The 17,138-nt window shown below is 61.8% G+C and carries 16 protein-coding genes and 1 tRNA gene; 4 read left to right on the top strand and 13 right to left on the bottom strand.

Annotated elements, in window-relative coordinates; translation table 11 throughout:
- Nucleotides 1-109 precede the first annotated feature (109 nt).
- Genes NO934_RS00745 through NO934_RS00725 form a run of 5 tightly spaced genes read right to left on the bottom strand, consistent with a single transcriptional unit; the run spans nt 110 to nt 5,014 of the window.
- Nucleotides 110-853: an ATP-binding cassette domain-containing protein gene (locus tag NO934_RS00745; protein WP_309161602.1), complete on the bottom strand. Its 744-nt coding sequence runs from the start codon at nt 851-853 to the stop codon at nt 110-112.
- Nucleotides 850-1,659, bottom strand: a complete 810-nt coding sequence (locus tag NO934_RS00740; protein WP_309161601.1) for an ABC transporter ATP-binding protein — start codon at nt 1,657-1,659, stop codon at nt 850-852. The genes NO934_RS00745 and NO934_RS00740 overlap by 4 nt, the downstream gene beginning before the upstream one ends.
- Complete coding sequence (locus tag NO934_RS00735; protein WP_309161600.1) at nt 1,656-2,516, bottom strand: ABC transporter permease; 861 nt, start codon at nt 2,514-2,516, stop codon at nt 1,656-1,658. Before NO934_RS00735 ends, NO934_RS00740 begins: the two co-directional genes overlap by 4 nt.
- A complete protein-coding gene (locus NO934_RS00730; RefSeq protein WP_309161598.1) occupies nt 2,513-3,463 on the bottom strand; it encodes an ABC transporter permease in 951 nt (316 codons plus the stop codon). The genes NO934_RS00735 and NO934_RS00730 overlap by 4 nt, the downstream gene beginning before the upstream one ends.
- 45 nt (nt 3,464-3,508) lie before the next feature.
- A complete protein-coding gene (locus NO934_RS00725) occupies nt 3,509-5,014 on the bottom strand; it encodes an ABC transporter substrate-binding protein (RefSeq protein WP_375143270.1) in 1,506 nt (501 codons plus the stop codon).
- A 248-nt stretch (nt 5,015-5,262) separates the two neighbouring features.
- Between NO934_RS00725 and NO934_RS00720 the strand changes: the two genes are divergently transcribed.
- The gene (locus NO934_RS00720) at nt 5,263-5,676 is read left to right on the top strand and encodes an OsmC family protein (protein WP_309161597.1); all 414 of its coding nucleotides are present in this window, start codon (nt 5,263-5,265) and stop codon (nt 5,674-5,676) included.
- The gene (locus NO934_RS00715; RefSeq protein ID WP_309161596.1) at nt 5,673-6,197 is read left to right on the top strand and encodes a hypothetical protein; all 525 of its coding nucleotides are present in this window, start codon (nt 5,673-5,675) and stop codon (nt 6,195-6,197) included. The genes NO934_RS00720 and NO934_RS00715 overlap by 4 nt, the downstream gene beginning before the upstream one ends.
- A 40-nt stretch (nt 6,198-6,237) precedes the next feature.
- Here the strand turns inward: NO934_RS00715 and nadE are convergent, their stop codons facing one another.
- From nadE to NO934_RS00675, 8 genes are all read right to left on the bottom strand, one after another.
- Complete coding sequence (gene nadE, locus NO934_RS00710) at nt 6,238-7,227, bottom strand: NAD(+) synthase (RefSeq protein ID WP_309161595.1); 990 nt, start codon at nt 7,225-7,227, stop codon at nt 6,238-6,240.
- Nucleotides 7,227-8,759: a class I adenylate-forming enzyme family protein gene (locus tag NO934_RS00705; protein WP_309161594.1), complete on the bottom strand. Its 1,533-nt coding sequence runs from the start codon at nt 8,757-8,759 to the stop codon at nt 7,227-7,229. Before NO934_RS00705 ends, nadE begins: the two co-directional genes overlap by 1 nt.
- The gene (locus NO934_RS00700; RefSeq protein WP_375143305.1) at nt 8,738-9,034 is read right to left on the bottom strand and encodes an acyl carrier protein; all 297 of its coding nucleotides are present in this window, start codon (nt 9,032-9,034) and stop codon (nt 8,738-8,740) included. Before NO934_RS00700 ends, NO934_RS00705 begins: the two co-directional genes overlap by 22 nt.
- Entirely contained in the window at nt 9,025-10,989 is a 1,965-nt protein-coding gene (gene asnB, locus NO934_RS00695) for an asparagine synthase (glutamine-hydrolyzing) (RefSeq protein WP_309161592.1), read from the bottom strand. The genes NO934_RS00700 and asnB overlap by 10 nt, the downstream gene beginning before the upstream one ends.
- A gap of 95 nt (nt 10,990-11,084) precedes the next feature.
- A complete protein-coding gene (locus NO934_RS00690; protein ID WP_309161591.1) occupies nt 11,085-12,221 on the bottom strand; it encodes a hypothetical protein in 1,137 nt (378 codons plus the stop codon).
- Nucleotides 12,218-12,895: a class I SAM-dependent methyltransferase gene (locus NO934_RS00685; RefSeq protein WP_309161590.1), complete on the bottom strand. Its 678-nt coding sequence runs from the start codon at nt 12,893-12,895 to the stop codon at nt 12,218-12,220. The genes NO934_RS00690 and NO934_RS00685 overlap by 4 nt, the downstream gene beginning before the upstream one ends.
- A gap of 384 nt (nt 12,896-13,279) precedes the next feature.
- Nucleotides 13,280-13,355: transfer RNA gene (locus NO934_RS00680), tRNA-Ala, on the bottom strand.
- Between the two features lie 54 nt (nt 13,356-13,409).
- Nucleotides 13,410-14,048 (bottom strand): hypothetical protein, encoded by a 639-nt coding sequence (locus NO934_RS00675; RefSeq protein ID WP_309161588.1) that lies wholly within the window; start codon nt 14,046-14,048, stop codon nt 13,410-13,412.
- Nucleotides 14,049-14,440: 392 nt separating this feature from the next.
- Between NO934_RS00675 and NO934_RS00670 the strand changes: the two genes are divergently transcribed.
- Nucleotides 14,441-15,631 (top strand): porin, encoded by a 1,191-nt coding sequence (locus tag NO934_RS00670; protein WP_309161586.1) that lies wholly within the window; start codon nt 14,441-14,443, stop codon nt 15,629-15,631.
- A gap of 282 nt (nt 15,632-15,913) precedes the next feature.
- Nucleotides 15,914-17,038 (top strand): OmpA family protein, encoded by a 1,125-nt coding sequence (locus tag NO934_RS00665; protein WP_309161585.1) that lies wholly within the window; start codon nt 15,914-15,916, stop codon nt 17,036-17,038.
- Nucleotides 17,039-17,138 lie beyond the last annotated feature (100 nt).

The following is a 17,138-nucleotide window of genomic DNA, read 5'->3' as shown; positions in this document are numbered from 1 at the left end:
GTCGTCTCCGGCCAATGCGGTGCAGCGGCAAGAGGTTCCAAAGATCTGAAAGCCGAGGCGGGCCAGACCAGCCTGCCGTGAAATCGGGGTCCTCAGCGGGGTGTCGTGGTCACCGCAGTCTTGGAACGCTGGAGAGGAGTTTGCGTGTGTAGGGATGGCGAGGGTGGGCGAGGATGTCGCTGGTTCTGCCTGCCTCGACCACTCTTCCCTTTTCGAGGATGACGATCTCCTCGCAGAGGGCGGCGACGACGCCGAGGTCGTGGGAGACCAGGAGGACGGTCAGGGAAGCCGAGAGGGTCTTGAGGAGATCGACGATGCGGACGCGGGTGGAAAGGTCCAGGGCGCTGACGGCTTCATCGGCCAATAGCACCTGGGGGCCGGGGGCTATGGCCCGCGCGATGGCGATGCGCTGGCGCTGCCCGCCCGAAAACGCGTGCGGATAACGATGGGCGGCGTCGGGCGGCAGACCGACTGCATCGAGCGCTGCGGCGATTGCCGCGTCGTGATCGCCGGCGATCCGGAGCGAGCGCAGCGGTTCGGCGATGATCCGATCGACACGCTGGCGCGGGTCCAGGGAGGAATAAGGGTCCTGAAACACCGGCTGCACCGATTTGCGATAGTCGCGCATGAAGCTCTTGTCGCGCGGGTCCAGCGGCTGGCCTGAAAAGGTGATGCTGCCCGAGCCGGCGAGATCGAGACCCAGGAGCAGGCGAAGGATGGTGGATTTCCCCGAGCCCGATTCCCCGACGAGACCCACATTGACGCCCTTGCGCACGGCGAAGGACACCTCGTGCAGGACCTGTTGGGTCCTGTCGTAGCCGAAGCTGACCTTGTCGAGAGCAAGCAGGCTCATGGTCGCCCCGCCAATGCGTTTTCGAAGGCTGCCGCGGCCGCGACGAGCGATCGGGTATAATCGTGCCGCGGTTCGGCCAGCACGCGCGCTGCGTCACCGTGCTCGACGATACTGCCCTGGCGCATTACGACGATCCGCTCGGCGATGGAATTGACCACGGCAAGGTCATGGCTGATGAACAGCAGCGCCATGCCCATTTCTCTCACCAATTGCTTGAGAAGACCGAGCACTTCGGCTTGCGTTGTTACGTCCAGCGCCGTGGTGGGTTCGTCGGCGATCAGCAGTTTGGGACGGCAGGCGAGCGCCATTGCGATCGCCACTCGCTGACGCTGCCCGCCCGAGACCTCGAATGGGTAGGAGCGGGCGATGCGGGCCGGTTCGGGCAGGGCCACGCGCTCGAAAAGGTCCATCACTTCGGCAGCGACGGATTTCCGGTCCACCGTCTTTCCTTCACGCCGCAGCCGGCGCGCGACCGGCTCGGCCGTCTGTTTGCCCAGGCGCATCAGGGGATCGAGCGCGGTAAGCGGCTCCTGGAAGATGACCGAAGCCGCCTGGCCCCGCAGACGGGTGATCTCCCGCTCCGACAGGGCGTGGAGCGGCTGGCCGTCCAGGATGACGGAGCCGGTTTGCACAAGCCCGGCCGGCAGGAGGCCGATGCTGGCGAGGGCGGTGAGCGACTTGCCCGATCCGGACTCCCCGATCACGCCCCAGCGCTCTCCGGGCGCGATGGCGAGGTCGATATCGGAAACCAGCTTCTGTCCCCTGGCCGATATGGTGAGGCCGTCGATTTCGAGAATGGGGCTCACTGGCCGCGCCTCCGCGTCGGATCGGCGAAATCGCGCAGGCCGTCGGCGAGGAGGTTCATGCCGATAACGAGGATGACCAGCGCGATGCCCGGCGCGACCGCCCCGAAGGGGGCTGTATAGACGGTGCCCTGCGCCTCCTGCAGTAGCCGTCCCCAGGACGCATTGGGCGGGGGCGCGCCGAGGCCCAGATAGGAGAGCGACGCCTCGGCAATCACGGCCAGCCCAAACTGGAGCGCGAAATTGACCATCAATGTGGGCCAGATATTGGGCAGGAGGTGGATGAAGACGATAGCCAGCCAGGACGTGCCCGAGGTGCGGGCCGCCGTGATGTAGTCCATCTCCAGCACGCGCTTGGCCAGGATGCGCGTGAGCCGGGCGACGATGGCGGAAATGGCGACCCCGAGCGCAATGATCGCCGACCCAAGGCTGGCCCCGTCGCCGGCGGCCACCACCAGCATGGCGAGCAGCAATGTGGGAAAGGCGATGAGGATATCGAGCGTCGCGGCCAAGGCGTCGTCGAGCGTTCGCGTGGCGAAGGCGGCGATGACGCCGAGCGTCACGCCGATGGCTGCGCCGATCGCCACGGCACCGGCGCCCACCTGAATGGCGATGCGCGAGCCTATCATGATCTGAGTAAACAGGTCGCGGCCCAGACGGTCGGTTCCCGCCCAATGGGCGAGCGAAGGGCCTTCGAGCCGCATCCCCGCCATGTCGTTGGGATCGTAAGGCGTCCAGAACAGCGTCAGCAGCGCAATCGCAACATGGATGCCGACGAGTGCGAGGCCCACGATCAGCGTCAGCGGCAGGCGGGACCGCTTGCGGGTTGGCGCGGGGCTATTAAGGTCCACGGCGCTCATCGTCCCTCACTCCGTTTCGAGCGGCGCAGCCGGGGGTCGATGAGACGCTGGATGATATCGGCGACAAACCCGACGAGCAGCACGATAAGCGTCGAAATGAGCAATACGCCCTGGACGTTGGGATAATCGCGCTGCTCGATGCCGAGCAGGAGCATCGACCCCAGCCCCGGAAGGGTGAACACCCGCTCGACGACGACCGCGCCGAGGAAGGTGGTCGCCAGTTCGATCCCGAGGATGGAAACGACCGGCACCGCTCCATTTCGCAATCCGTGACGCACGAGCGCTTCGGCAAAGCCCGATCCCAGCGCCCTGGCGGTGCGCAGATAGTCGCTGCCCAGAACGTCCTGGGTGGCCGAGCGGACATAGCGCAGAAGCGAAGCGGCCATGACGATGGCGATGGTGATGGTCGGCAGCGCAAGGGCGCGCAGCGTGGCCGCCGGGTCCGACCATCCGGCCGGGGGGAAACCGCCAGAGGGAAATATCCTGAAATTGACGGCAAAGACCGCCACGAGAAGAATGCCGACCCAGAAGACGGGAATGGCGATGCCGAGCTGGGAAACGACCGAAATCGCGGCCCCATACCATTTGTCGGCTCTGACCGCTGCGACGATACCGAGCGGCACCGCGATCACCACGGCAAGGGCAAAGGCCATGAGCGTCAGGGGGACGGTAACCGCCAGACGGGCGGCGATCTCGGCCGCCACCGAGGTGCGGCTGACAAAGGACGTGCCCAGATCGAACCGCATCAGGCTCGAAACGAAATGGATGAACTGCTCGAAAAGCGGCAGGTCCGAGCCGACCTGACGGCGGGCGGCCGCGATCTGTTCGGGGTCGGCCCCCACCGAAATCAGCGCGCTGGCCGGATCGCCCGGCAAAAGCCGCAGCAGCACGAACAGCACTGCCGCAGCGATCGCCAGGGAAAACACCAGGATCAGGGACCGGCGCAAAAGATAGACGAGAATGTCGCTCTCCTTTCCGCCGGGCTGGTGGGACTACTGGCTCTTTTCGATATCGTAGGCGAAGAACTGAGAGTTCAGGCCGTTGATCGGATACCCGCTGACGTTGGCGCTCGATACCACGATCTGCGGATAGAGATAAAGCCAGTTGCTGGCCGCGTCCTCGGCGATGATCCGGTTGGCCTCGGTCAGCTTTTCGACCTGCTCTTCGACGGTCTCGCTCGCTTCGGCCGAGGCGATCAACTCGATCACTTCGGGATTGTCGTAGCCCCAGTAGAAATCGGGGTTGCCGTAGAAGACGATGTCGCGGTGGTTGACGTGTTCCTGCAGCGTCGCCTCGAAATCCTGGGCCTGGTATATCTTCGTGTACCACTCGTTGGCGGTGATGATGTTGATCTCGACCGTCACGCCGATCTGGGCGAGCTCGTTCTGGATGAACTGGGCGACCAGCGGATGTGGATCGTAATTCGGCGTATCAAGGGTAAAGCTGAAGCCATCGCCATAACCGGCCTCTTCAAGAAGCTGGCGCGCGCTTTCGGGATCATAGGGATCGACGTCGGTCAGATCGACATACCAGGGATCGGTGGGCGGCACGAAGGAGCCGATCAGCGTTCCATATTCGCCCCAGATCGAAGCCAGGAGGCGTTCCTTGTCGATGGCGCGGGCCAGAGCCTTGCGCACCTGGACGTTGTTGAAGGGCTCTATGCGGTCGTTATAGGCCAGCAATTCCTTGGTGGTGGAAGCGCCTTCGGTGACGGTGAATTGCGGATTGCCGTCGAAAAGGGCTAGGGAATCGGGGCTCTGCACCGAGGGAATGATGTCGATCGCGCCGGTGAGCAGGGCGTTGTTCTGGGCGGTGGCTTCGGTGAAATAGGTAAAGACCACCCCGCCATTGCTGGGGGCTTCGCCCCAATAATCCGCAAAGGGGGTGAGCGTCAGCGACGTGCCGCGGCGCCAGTCGTCGAGGCGGTACGGGCCGGTGCCGTCGGCGGAGGCGGTCAATTCGGTCGCCGCGTCGTTGACGATCCAGACATAGCTCAGATTGTAGGGAAGCGAAATCGAGCGTTCGCCGAGCGTTATGACCACGGTGCGGTCATCCGGCGCTTCGATGCTTTCGATGGCCGCGAGGGAATTGCGGCGGGAGCTTTGCGATTCGGGGGCAGTCACGCGTTCGATCGAATATTTGACGTCGGCCGCGGTCAGCGGATCGCCCGAGTGGAAGGTGACGCCTTCGCGCAGAGTGAAGGTGTAGGTGAGGCCGTCCTCGCTGATCTCATAGCTTTCGACCAGAACCTCCTCGACGTCGCCGTCGTCGGTGAGCCTGAACAGGCCCTCATAGACATTGCCGTTGAAAGCTTCGGTGACGCCCTGGCCGGCACCGGCGGTGTTGTCGAGATTCTGGGGCTCGTAGAGCGAGCCGATGCGGATGACGGCACTGGGATCGGCCTCCTGGGCGAGCCCCGCCGGCGCTGCCGCGGCGAGCGCGAGGACAGCGGCGCCCGAAAGCGCTGCCATGCGCCACGTTGAAACGAAATGAGACATGCATCCAGCTCCTTGTCTGCTGGCGCCGATGGCATCGAGCGCCAAGTGGTTTCCATATCTAGCGCGCCAGGTCATGCGCTTCATCCACACGCCAATGACAATCTTTGGCGTATTTCGAACCAACGCGGGAATGACATTCCTGTCGGTCGGCTGCGTGTCGAAGCCCAATCTATCCTGCGGGCTGTGATTGCCGCATACAATTGCTTACATCAAACATATCTACCCTATAACGAGCATAGCGACAGATTATGGTTACCATCACAGCACGCCCCACCACCGTTTCCGCCCATCTCGACAAGGAAGGGCAGGGGGAAGTCGAAGCCCGGTCGGGCGCGCGCATGGCGTTGGCTGCGATGGCCCGGGACGAGGGGATGACCCCGCTCGAACTGATGGACGCGGCGCTCGCCGGGTGTCTCGTCTTGAGCGTGCGCATCGCGGCCCGCAAATTCGGCTGGCAGGACCGGCTCGAGGGTGTATCGGTCGATGTAACGCACACCAAAGGCGAAGGCGCGCCCTCGAGGGTCGCTGAATTTGCTTGCGACTTCAACATCGGGGGAGACTTTACCGATGAGGAGCGCCGGCAGCTCATCGCGGAGTCCCATGCCGTCTGCACGGTGGGCAACACCCTCGAGCGCGGCGCCAGCATCGTGGACGTCGAATGATCGGAAAACCCTATATCGGCCAACTCGATCTCGATCGTGCCGGACCCGAGCAGAAGGCGGCCCATGACGAAGAATTGCGCCTGCGCGGACGCATGACCAATATGAAGCGCACTCTCGTTCATTCTCCCGTGGCGCTCAGGGTTTATGGCGAATGGTTCGCGCTGCGAGACGAGCTGGCCCCCGTGATCGGCGATCGCGCCGTCCTGACGCTTTGCCTGGCGATCAGCGCCGAAATGGACAATGTCGTGGGCATGGCCTTCATGCGCCGGGGCCTGGCGGGCCTGACCGACGAGGCCCCGGCCATCGCGATCGATCTCGGTACCGTCGAAGCCTTCGGCAGGGCTTTTGCGGCCGATGCCAAGGCAATTCCTCCGGCAGTATGGTCGAAGCTCTCGCAGGCGCTGCCGGAGAAGACGCTTGTCGACCTCACGGCCCTGGCGGGGATAATGATGGCGACCAACGCCTTCATGGATGCGGTGGGAACCGAGCCCGATCCCGAACTGGCGGCCTTCATTGCCTAAGGCCCACCCTCCTGCGCTGGTCCTGTCAAAGTGCTTCGAGCTAGTCGACAAGCAAGGGGGGAAGGTGCAGATAGCGTGTCGCCTTGCGCTTGCCCTCGATATCGGTCCAGACACGGGTCACCTGGTCCGGGGTCAGCCCGGTGGCCGTGGCCACCTCCTCGCGGGACACATCCAGGTCAAGGCCGAGAAGGCACAGGTCCATTTGGGCATAGGGCACTGAGAAATAAAACTCTTCCTGCGACTGGGCCAGGGACCAGGTGTCGGTGGTGGGCGGGCGGCGGCATATCTCCTTGGGCACGCCAAGATACTCGGCAAGCTGATAAACCTGCGACTTCAGAAGATGGGCGATGGGCTTTATGTCAGCCGCCCCGTCGCCATTCTTGACGAAAAAGCCCTGATCGTATTCGAGCCTGTTGGGCGTGCCGATCACCGCGTAGTTCAGCCGGTCGGCATGGTAATATTCAAGCTGCTTGCGGGTACGTTGCTTCATGTTTGTGGCGGCGATGATCGCCAGATAGATTTCGGCGGGCATGCGCAGCTTGCGGATTTCGCCCGCCGGCGATTGCACGACAAGAAAGGAAATGGCCAAGCTGTCGCTTTCGAGCGCATTGGCGATGACCACCTTGCAGCCCCAGCCCGGCCCAAACTGGGGCACAAGGGCGCGGATGGCGTCATCGCGGCGGCGATAGCAGCCCATGGAGTCGAGTGTTTCCCCGATATTCTCGACCACACCCGCGATGCCGAAATGGGCCAGCAGCATTTCCGCGAGCTTCTGGCTTTCGGGATCGGAATCGTTTTCCGGCATCATGACGGCAAACGCCCGTTCGGGGCCGACCGCGCGGGCCGCCAGCGCGGCGCAGACGCTCGAATCGATGCCTCCGGATACGCCCAGAACCAATCCCCGGCGCTTGAGGTCGGTGCGCAGCTGCCGGCGCATGGCCAGGACGATGCGCTCGGCCTCAGCCTCGGCATCGAGCACCAGGGCATCCCTTGAGAACGGCGCGGCGAAGGACGGGGCAAGGCTGGACATCAGAGAAGACTGTCTGCCGCAAGGCGGCGGCTGAGTTTACCGGTGTCGGTGGTGGGCAGGCTCTGGCGGAACACGACATGTTTAGGGACCATGAAATCCTCGAGCAGCCTGGCGCAATGGCGGATCACGTCCTGCTCGGTGAGGCTTGGGTCTCGCGCAATAACGAGCGCGCAGATCGCCTGCCCGAGCACGGGGTCCTCGCGGCCCACCACGATGGCCTCGGAAATTCCCGGATGAGCGGCGAGTACGGCTTCGACTTCCTTGGGCGCGACCTTCTCGCCCCGCGTCTTGATGATGTCGTCCTTGCGCCCCACGAAATAGAGGAAGCCTTCGCTGTCGGCATAAAACAGGTCGCCCGTCGCAAGCACCCTTTCGCCTGGATTGGGGCCGGGCCGCAGCGCCCTGGCGGTGGCTTCGGGATTCTCCCAATAGCCCTGCATGACATGCGGTCCCGAAATGACCAGTTCTCCTCTCACTCCGGCAGGCACGGGCTTGCCGTTATCGTCCACCACGTAGGCCCGTGTGCCCGGAATGGCGATGCCGACCGAGCCGATCTTGTCCTTGAGCCGGGCAGGAGGCAGCCAGGTGCAGCGCTTGCATTCGGTGAGCCCATACATCGAAAAAATTGCGGTCGTGGGGAACAGGGCCTGCAATTTCTCGATATGGGCGGGCGGCAGGGCCGCAGCGGTGTTGGTGATATAGCGCAGCGCAGGGAAACTGCCCGGCTCAAGCCCCTCGATATTGAGGATCATCGCCGCCATGGTCGGCACAAGGGGCAGACCTGTCACCCGTTCGGCGCGCATGGTCTCGAAAATGGCCTGCGGGAAGGCGAAGGATTTTTCGAGCACCAGCGTCGCGCCCATGCGGACCGCCATCAGAACCTGGTAGAGCCCATAGTCGAAGGCGAGCGGCAGGACGTTGAGGATGATGTCGTCCTCGGTATTTTCCAGATAGGTGGTAATCGACCGCGACGCAGCATCGATATTGGCGTGCGTCATCATCACCCCCTTGGGGCTCCCGGTCGAGCCAGACGTATAGATCAGCATGGCGAGATCGTCCGCACTGCCACCATGGTCAGGTACGGGCCTGCCCTCATCGATCAGCGCCGGCAAATGGCGCGCCTGGGGCAGGGCCGGGGATGGGTTTCCAGCGAGCACCGCAAGGGGCTGTACCTGGGCATGTTCAAGCGCCTCGGCGAGCACCGGCGCCGTGCGCGTCCCGGTGATCACCGCCGTGGCACGGCAATTGTCGATGATATAGGCGAGCTTGGCCGATTTGGTTGAGGCATTGATCGGCGAAAAGACCGCCCCGGCCTTGAGGATTGCGAAAATCGCGACGACCGCTTCCCAGCAATTGTCCAGAAAGACCAGCACCCGGTCTCCACGCCTGACCCCCGCTTGCGCCAGCCCCCCGGCGAGAGCGCTCGACAGGCGATCGAGCTCTGAATAGTCGAGCCGCGTCAGCCCGGCGACCAGGGCCGTCTTGCCGGGCAGGCTCGCGGCACTTTTGCTCAGAAAGCTCTCGACACGCATTCTGGATTTCCTCGGGTGGCGGGGCCTGCGCCCCTTTCGGCCACGAACCGCGCGATGGCATCGACCGAGTCCAGATTGGCGGGCACGATGTCTGAATCGGCGACCGGGACCGACAAGCTCTCCTCGATGAACGCCACCAGCTCAAGCACCGCCGTTGAATCGATGATCTCGTTATCGATCAGCGAGGCGGAATTCTCGACCATGGAGTCGGAATCCCCGAACAGGAAGTTTTCAATGATGAAGGCGCGGATGCGATCGTGTGCAGTCATGTCAATTCCCTGCCGTAGGTTGGTTGTGATTGGTCGAGCGTGTTGGTGACCGAGAACTGGCCGTGCCAGAGCTGACCCGACAAAACGCCGACGAAACCGGCATTGTCGCGAAAGCCCGAAAGCTTGCCCGCAGCCAGCTTTGCCTGCAGTTTTTGCACCGCGTCAGGATTGAACATGCCCGCTTGGGCAACGGCCCTGCGGGAAAGCGCGGCAGCGACATAGGGGGCATCGCTTGCCGCGAATGCGGCGCTGTCGGGCGCGCGATAGGGTTGCTTGGTGCGCCTGCCAATCGTTTTAGGCATCAGATGCGCTGTCGCGCGGCGCAGGATGTGCTTTTCTTCCAGTCCCCTGAGTTTGAGCGCCGGGGAAATCCCTGCCGCCAGCTCAATAAGCCGGTGATCGAGGAAGGGGAATCGCCCCTCCACCCCATGCGCCATGGCCATCCGGTCGCCCTGCGCGGAGAGAATATAGCCGGGCAGGAGATAGCGCGTTTCGAGAAATTGCGCCTGATGCAGCGGATGCCAACGGCCAAATCGGGCCGGGAGTTGGGCGGCCAACTCTTCGGCAGCATCATATCCCGCAAGCGTCGCCTTGAAATCGGCGGAAAAGAACAGTTTTGCCGCCGACGTTGAACGGAAGCGTGGCCGATGGGAAAACAGCGGATCGTCCAGCCTTGCCGCCTCGACCCCGAAATAGGCGGCAAGATAACTGGCATTCTGCTTTTGGAGCTCGGGCAGGTAGGGATAGAGCCGTTTGAACAGCAGCGCGCGGCCTTGCGATTTCGGATCGCGGGCGCAGAAGCGGCGCACCTTGGCCTCCTTGAAGATATCGTAGCCGGCAAAGACCTCATCGGCCCCCTCTCCGGTGAGCACGACCTTGTAACTCTTCGCCCGCACAAGTGCTGACAGCAGGTGGAGCGGCGCAGGGGCCGTGCGCAAAACAGGACGCTCGACCATGTGCACGACATCGGGAAATACATCGGCAATATCAGCATTGCGACAGAGCACCTGGGCGTGTTCGGTTCCCAGAGCCGAAACCATTTCGCGCTGGTAAGCGCTTTCGTCATACTCGGCGCTTTCAAAGGCGACCGAGAAGGTGGACAGGCCATCGGGTTTTTCCCGCGCCGCCAGTGCCGCAACGATCGCAGAGTCGAGCCCGCCCGAAAGATAGGATCCAACCGGCACATCGGCCCGCAGCCGGATGCGCGTCGCATCGGTCAGAAGGTCCAGAACCTCCTCGGCGACGCTTTGCGCACTGCCGGTTTGCGGGGCGTCGGCTTCATCGGGATAGTCGAGCTGCCAATAGGGGCGGATCTGCGGCTTACCGCCCTGGAAAAGCATCAGATGCGCGGGCGGAAGCTCGAAGATGCCCTTGAAGATGGTGCGCGGGGCCAGCGGCGACCACAGGGTGAAAATCTGGTCGAGGGCCAGCGGATCGAGTTCGGCTGAAAGCTGCGGGTGACAGAACAGCGCCTTCGCTTCCGAAGCAAAGACGACCCCTGTTCCGGTCCGTGCCCAGTATAGCGGGCGTACGCCCATGCGGTCCCGGGCCAGGAGCAAGCGGCGATTGGGCCTGTCCCATAGGGCGAACGCGAAATCCCCATTGATATGGCTCACGCAGTCGGCGCCGTATTCCCGGTAGAGCTTGAGGATGACTTCGGTATCGCTATGGGTACGGAACCGATGTCCGCGCTTTTCGAGTTCGGCTCGCAGTTCGGGAAAGTTGAACACCTCACCGTTATAGCTCAGCATCAGCCCCGCCTCGGGATCGGCCATGGGTTGCTGCCCGTCGGCCAGCCCAATGATGGACAGGCGGCGATGTCCCAACCCGATCCCTGCTTCCGCCCAATGCCCCGCGGCATCAGGGCCGCGATGCGCGATAGCCCGCGTCATGGCAACGAGCAGGGCGAGCCCTTCTGGCGCCCCCAACGCATCGTCGCGATAGCCGGCTATGCCGCACATGCTGGAAGTCTCCCTCAGATCCTGTCGTCGTACCCGGTTTCACCAAACCTATGGGACTTGGCGCGACGCGCGCCAAAGTCGTTGTGGCGGTCGGTTCAGTTGAACGAACCGCCGATAATTCGCGTCCAGCTTTCTCCAACCAGCCCGTTGAAATGCGCCCGCCCCTCCGCAAACGCGGCAATAAGTGCGGTATCCTTGCCATGGATGACGCTGGCCCCCGCGTGAGCCAGCGGAGTCTTGCGACTCACAAGGGCGTCGAACAGCGATGGGGTAATCCTGCCGCGTACGCCACAGGCCCCCAGATCGCGCGCGTAGCACAGCATGGCATCGAAAACGGGGCCCGCCTGTCCCGGAGCATGCAGGACGTCGAGCACTTGGGCCAAGGCACCGGGAGCGAAATGCAGCAGGAACCCTCCGATCGGATGCCCCGCCCGCGTCACGACCTCGCAAAGGTGCGGCGCGCCATATTCGGGTTTGTCCATCGCCTCGGCGATCAACGCCGGCAAACACCCGTCTGGCCAAACAGGCCTCACGGCATCCGCAGACAGCAGAACCTCCGTCAGCCGCGCGAAATCCGAGACCGAGACACGCCTTGCGTACACGCCGCCATGGGTGCGGAATTCGCCCGGAAGCCCTGTCCAACCCAACCGGCTGCCGTCTCGCGGCGCCAGCCTGTCCAGCAACTGCGCGACTGGCGTTGCATAAGCCAGCCAGGGAACCCGTCGTGCCATCACGGCAAGGGCAAAGCTCACCGGCCTGAGGACGCGGAAGTAGTCGTAGCTGTATCGGTCCAGGACCGTCCCGTGCAACTGCCGCCACATCGCCAGCGAAGCCTCCCCGGCCGTTTCGCTGAGCGTGACATCCTGCGGCCCGCTTACGGCCTTTCTGAGCAGGCGGGCGCCGATCGTCGGAGCCCGATCATGTCCCTTTACCATCAGCGTCCCGAGGATCGCCGCGCGGATCGTCTTTTGGCGATAAACCATCGGCTGCACCACGACCCCGACGAATCCTTCGACTTCTTCCTCATCCGAAACATAGACAAGGGAGGGGATTTCGGGATCGGCAAAAGGCCCATCGATGAAATGTGAGCCGAGATAGGCCGCAAGACGCCTGGGTGCAGCGTCCCTGGCATGGTGCATCAAGGCATGGAAGAGCAGCGAAACCGCTTCGGCGTCCTTGCGCGCGAAGGGTCGGATCAAGTCGCCCCGCACTGTGTTTACCGGCGCGTTCATCCACGGCCTCGGGCGATTAACTGGATGAAGACGACACGTTCCTGACCGTCCGCGTCATGGGCCCACTGCGGATCGCTCCACACCTTTGAGCGTTTGATCAGCGCGAAGATCTGGCGGGCCTGGCCGAGCCCGAACTCGAGGCCCAGCCATCCGCCCGGCTTGAGGAAGGTTGGGGCATCTGCGAGAATCCGTTGATGCAGTGCAATGCCATAGGGGCCGCCATCAAAAGCTTCCCGCGGCTCCTTTGAGAGCAGATATGCGCGGTCGCCTTGGGTCAGCCGCTTGGTGGAGATGTAGGGAGGATTGGCAATGATCATGTCGATCGAGCCTTCGAGAGGCAGGCCGTCCAGGGCGGCGAACAAATCTCCCTGACACGCAGACACCTTTTGCCCCAGGCCCAGCCGCCCTATGTTGCTCCGCGTTGCTTCAATGGCGCCATCGGTGAGATCGCAGGCCCACACCCTTGCGTTCGGCCTGTTTACCTGAATGACGGCGGCAAGATTGCCCGCGCCGCAACACATGTCGATGATCGAGAGGTCGCCGGACGCCTCGTCGAGCCGAGAGAGCGCTTCCATGGCGAGGAGTTCCGTCTCGGCCCGGGGTCGCAAGACGGGCCCCGTGGCTTCGAACTCGAGCCCGAAAAATAACGTTGTTGCGACTGCTCCGGTCGACATGGCGCGCGACTGCTCCCGCTTTTCGCCTCCCATCGACATTACGAGCATTGGCTCGCGGGCGCACTTCCGCCTATAGATGTAGGTGCGGCCAGCTTTGGGCGACGTTTTTTGCGCGCGTCGCACAAGGCCTGCACGGCGCTTTTTCTGCGCCCTCGAGCAGAAATGCTGTCAATAATGCAGGCACTAAAATGGGCGGCTCTAAATCATAATGATTAGGCCGTTTTAGTGGATTTTACTTGCGAATAGTATCAGTACTTCTGCCGTCGTCGGTTATTGCCGGCGTCCTACTTGGGGCGCTTTAGACCTGCAGCGGTGCCAGTGGTCAAGCAATCGGCTCCACGCTTAAGCCGCCGACTTAATTTCGGAAATTCGAGGAAGAATGAATGGTGGAGCTGAGGGGAATCGAACCCCTGACCTCGTCATTGCGAACGACGCGCTCTCCCAACTGAGCTACAGCCCCATTCAGCGACCGCTATTATCGCAATTTGTTTGGCACTGGAAGAGGGTCAAACGACTATTCTGTCGGAAGGGCGAGGGCGATCTGGCCGGGAACGGTTTCCACCGGCTCGAACTGCAGGTTCCTGCAATTGTCGTTGAATATCTCTACCCACATCGCAGCTCCTTGCTCGATATAGGCCACCCGGTTCGCCTCACCCTCTACCGACGCTTGTTCGGCCGCTTCGCGCGCGCGATCGACGGCGACCATGAAACCATCATCGGCGAAATAGTTGCACCGGTCGATATCGATGGATCGCCAGGCCACGAGCGCGATGTCGATCATATCGCGCGCAATCTGCCGGCTGAAATCCATGTAAGGCACCAGATCACTGTTGCCACACTCGATCTCGGCGGCATCTGCATGCATGCGGGCGACACGATCGGGCATGTCTTCAACAAGTGAGGAGGCGGCGACAACGATTTCCTGCAGCCGAAGCGTCGCGCCGACCTGTTCGAGAGGCGTGAGATATTGAAGCGAGGAATCGAACAGGGCGCAACGGGTCGTGACTTCGGTGCCCACGATCAGCGCATCGATGTCGATCAGCATCTGCTCGCTGCCGCTGGGCTGCTGACCGACCGCCACGTCGCTGCAGGCAAGACCAAAAAGAGCAATGGCAATGCATGCGCCCAGGCGAGGGGACAATCGATCAGGCAAAAGTGGTCCTTCCCAACGATAGAAGCCCCTCAAATCTAGCATATGACCAATGTGGCTGTTTTACGGATCGGGGGGCGAGATCGCTTGTCGCAGGGCAAGTCTAAACGGGTTGTTAACGCTGTTTGCCAAAAGTCTTAACGAGTGGTTTCCGGATGTGTGGACATTTTGCAACATTCACTTCGCAACCCATGCCAGGGCCTGTTGAAGGCGTATAACGGCTGTTGCACGGGCATCCGCCATCGCTAGAGTGGGTCTTGCGAATCCATGCATGGGATCGTTTGTCGGTCGCAACGCGGCGGCAACACACGACACCAAACAAAAATGTGGTCGCGTTTCGACAAACTGCCGGATAGCCCGGCAACAAACTGAATGACTGACTTTGGAGGTCAATTATGAAACTTAAGAGCCTTCTTCTGGGTTCTGCAGCCGTTCTGGCCCTGTCGACGGGTGCCCAGGCCGCTGATCCGGTCGTCGAGTTCGTCTCGCTCGGCGTTTGCGATGCGCTCGGCATGTCCGGCCTGACCATCGAATCCGACGACACCTGCCTGCTCATCTCGGGCGGCGTGCAGTATGATTACACCGTGGAGAACTTCTCCTGGGGTGCTACCGACGTTGCTGATACCGAGTCGGACCTGAACTGGGACCTGGCTTTCGAAGCTCAGACCCAGACCGATGACGGCGTTGCTGTTGCTTATATTTCGTTCGACGAAGATGGCACCGACGACATCAATGTGAACGAAGCTTATGCTCAGTTCATTCTTTCCAACGGCACTGCTCTGTCGGCTGGCCTGCGTGACTCGATCTTCGATACCGAAATCTTCGATGACACCTATGGCAACGATAAGCACGATTTCTTCGATTTCGAAATCGACAACGAAGAAGCTTTCGGTGAAGACTTTGCGGTAACCACCGGTGGCCACGGCATTCAGCTTGAAGCCGTTGTTGCTGATGGTTTCACCGTTCTTGCTTCGCTTGAAGACCTCGAAGGTGATGGCACTGCCGGTCTCGGCGTTGCCTATGACGCTTCGGGTATCTCCGCTGAAGCCGGTGTGTTGTTCGGCAACCTCTATAGCACTGCTGCTACCGGTACGGACCAGCAGGTCAACTACTACGGTAAGGTTTCGGCTGAATTCGACAACTTCGCTGCTCGCGCCGGCTTCATCGCCGACGATGACGGCAACTGGGTTGCGAACGTCGGCGCCGACGCCACCTTCGACATGTTCTCGCTGAAGGCCGATGCGCTGTTCAACGATGACGAAGAGTTCGCTGTTATGGGTGAGGGTTCGTTCGACGCCACTGAAACTGTTGCCGTTTACCTCGGTGCCGGTTATGAAGAAGTGATTGATGCGCTCGAAACCCTTGAGATCTTCACCGTTTACGGCGGTGTCGACGTTGACGTCACTGAAACTATCACGGCCTTTGCTGAACTCGGCTATACCGATGTTAATGGTGATGAAGACTACGTCTACGGTGCCGGCGGCGTGACCTACGCTCCGGGTGGCAACTTCGAAACCAGCCTCGAAGGTTTCGTTGCTTCCAACGAAAACTACCAGGTCGTCTTCTCGATGGAAAAGACGTTCTAATTCGGTTCTACCGAACTGGAATTATGAAGGGCCCGGCTTGCCGGGCCCTTTTCTTTTGCTTTTGGAATTTCGGCAAACCTTTTGCAGTTAGGAGGGCCTAAGCCCTGCGCAAAGGGGTGTGGTAATCAGAGATTGCCCCTCGCTCGTCGCAATAGCCTGTGGAGCTCTCGACCACTTGAAGAGATCGCCGCGACACCGGGAAGCTAACTGCACTACACTGTGCGCGTTTCATGAGTCGGGCATTCCCGGCCTCGCATGCTGCCCACCAGATAATAACGGTCCATGATTTCGCCCAGGCTTACCACTCTTGCATTGATTTCGGTTGTTCTGCTCGCGAGCGGGCCTGCGGTGGCGCAGTTTCAGACGCTTGGAGACGCAGCCGATGAAGAGCGTCCGGTGGAAGCTGAGTTTTCGTGGTCGGTGCGCGTTGCGAATGGTGAAAGCGTACTGGCCGGCGACGTTCCCCACCTGACCGTCAAGGAGATGCTGATCCAGCGGGCAGGGGAGCAGGCGATCGATCGCATGGGAGTGTCCGAAGGAGCGCCTTCCGGGTTTTTCACCGACGCTGTCAAGGCGGTCGAAGTGAGCGGGTTGCTCGACGAAGGAGCCGTCACCTATGAGGACGGCGACTGGACGATAACAGGCACACTGATCCACGCCAGCGAACGCTCCTCGGTGGAGACAATACTGGGGGCAGAAACCGGCCTGGGTTCTGATTGGCAAATCGAGCTCAAGCCGGAGCCGCTTAAAGAAGGCGACTCGAATGCCGTCGCTGAGCAAAAGACCGGCTACGAGCCGGTGCGTGCCGAGGATTCCGAGATCGAGACTCCCGCGACGGGAGAGCGATCCGAAGACACGGAAACGAGCATCGACCTAGGCGACGAGGCGGCACCCATTGAGGCGGTCGGCGATGCTGGATCACCTGCGGAAGCGACTGCCGGCGATCCGGTCGCCGAAGATGCGGCAACGATGGAAGCGGAACGAGCGGCGTCGATGACCGGAGACGATCGGGACCAGCTTTGCCGCGACAGGATCGATGATTTTATGGCCGGTCGATCCATTCTGTTTGCCTCGGGGAGCGCGCGCCTTACGGCGGAATCGGAAGAATCCCTGGGGGGTGTGGCCGAGATACTCGCCGATTGTCCATCGGCCCCCGTTTATGTAGAAGGTCATACCGACGCCGATGGTGGGGAGGACGCCAATCTGATCCTTTCGCTATCGCGGGCCGAAGCTGTCGTCTTCAAATTGACCGAATTGGGTATCGACCCGCAGCGGCTCTACGCCGTAGGCTATGGCGCAAGCCTGCCGGTCGCATCGAACGAAACGGCAGCGGGCAAGGCAGCCAATCGCCGGATCGTCTTCAGCTTCGAAGATGCGGCTGGCACAGAAACGGGGGCAGGGCATTGAGCGATATCGCCTATCTCATCATCATCAACTGGCCTTTCCTGCTCATGGCGCTGCTCATCGGCATTGCTGCCGGATGGTATGGCGCGCCCGAAGATTTGGA

The sequence above is a fragment of the Pelagibacterium sp. H642 genome, assembly GCF_031202855.1.
Lineage (GTDB): Bacteria > Pseudomonadota > Alphaproteobacteria > Rhizobiales > Devosiaceae > Pelagibacterium.
Note: the sequence above shows the minus strand (reverse complement) of the source record. Positions and strands in the feature narration are given on the sequence as shown.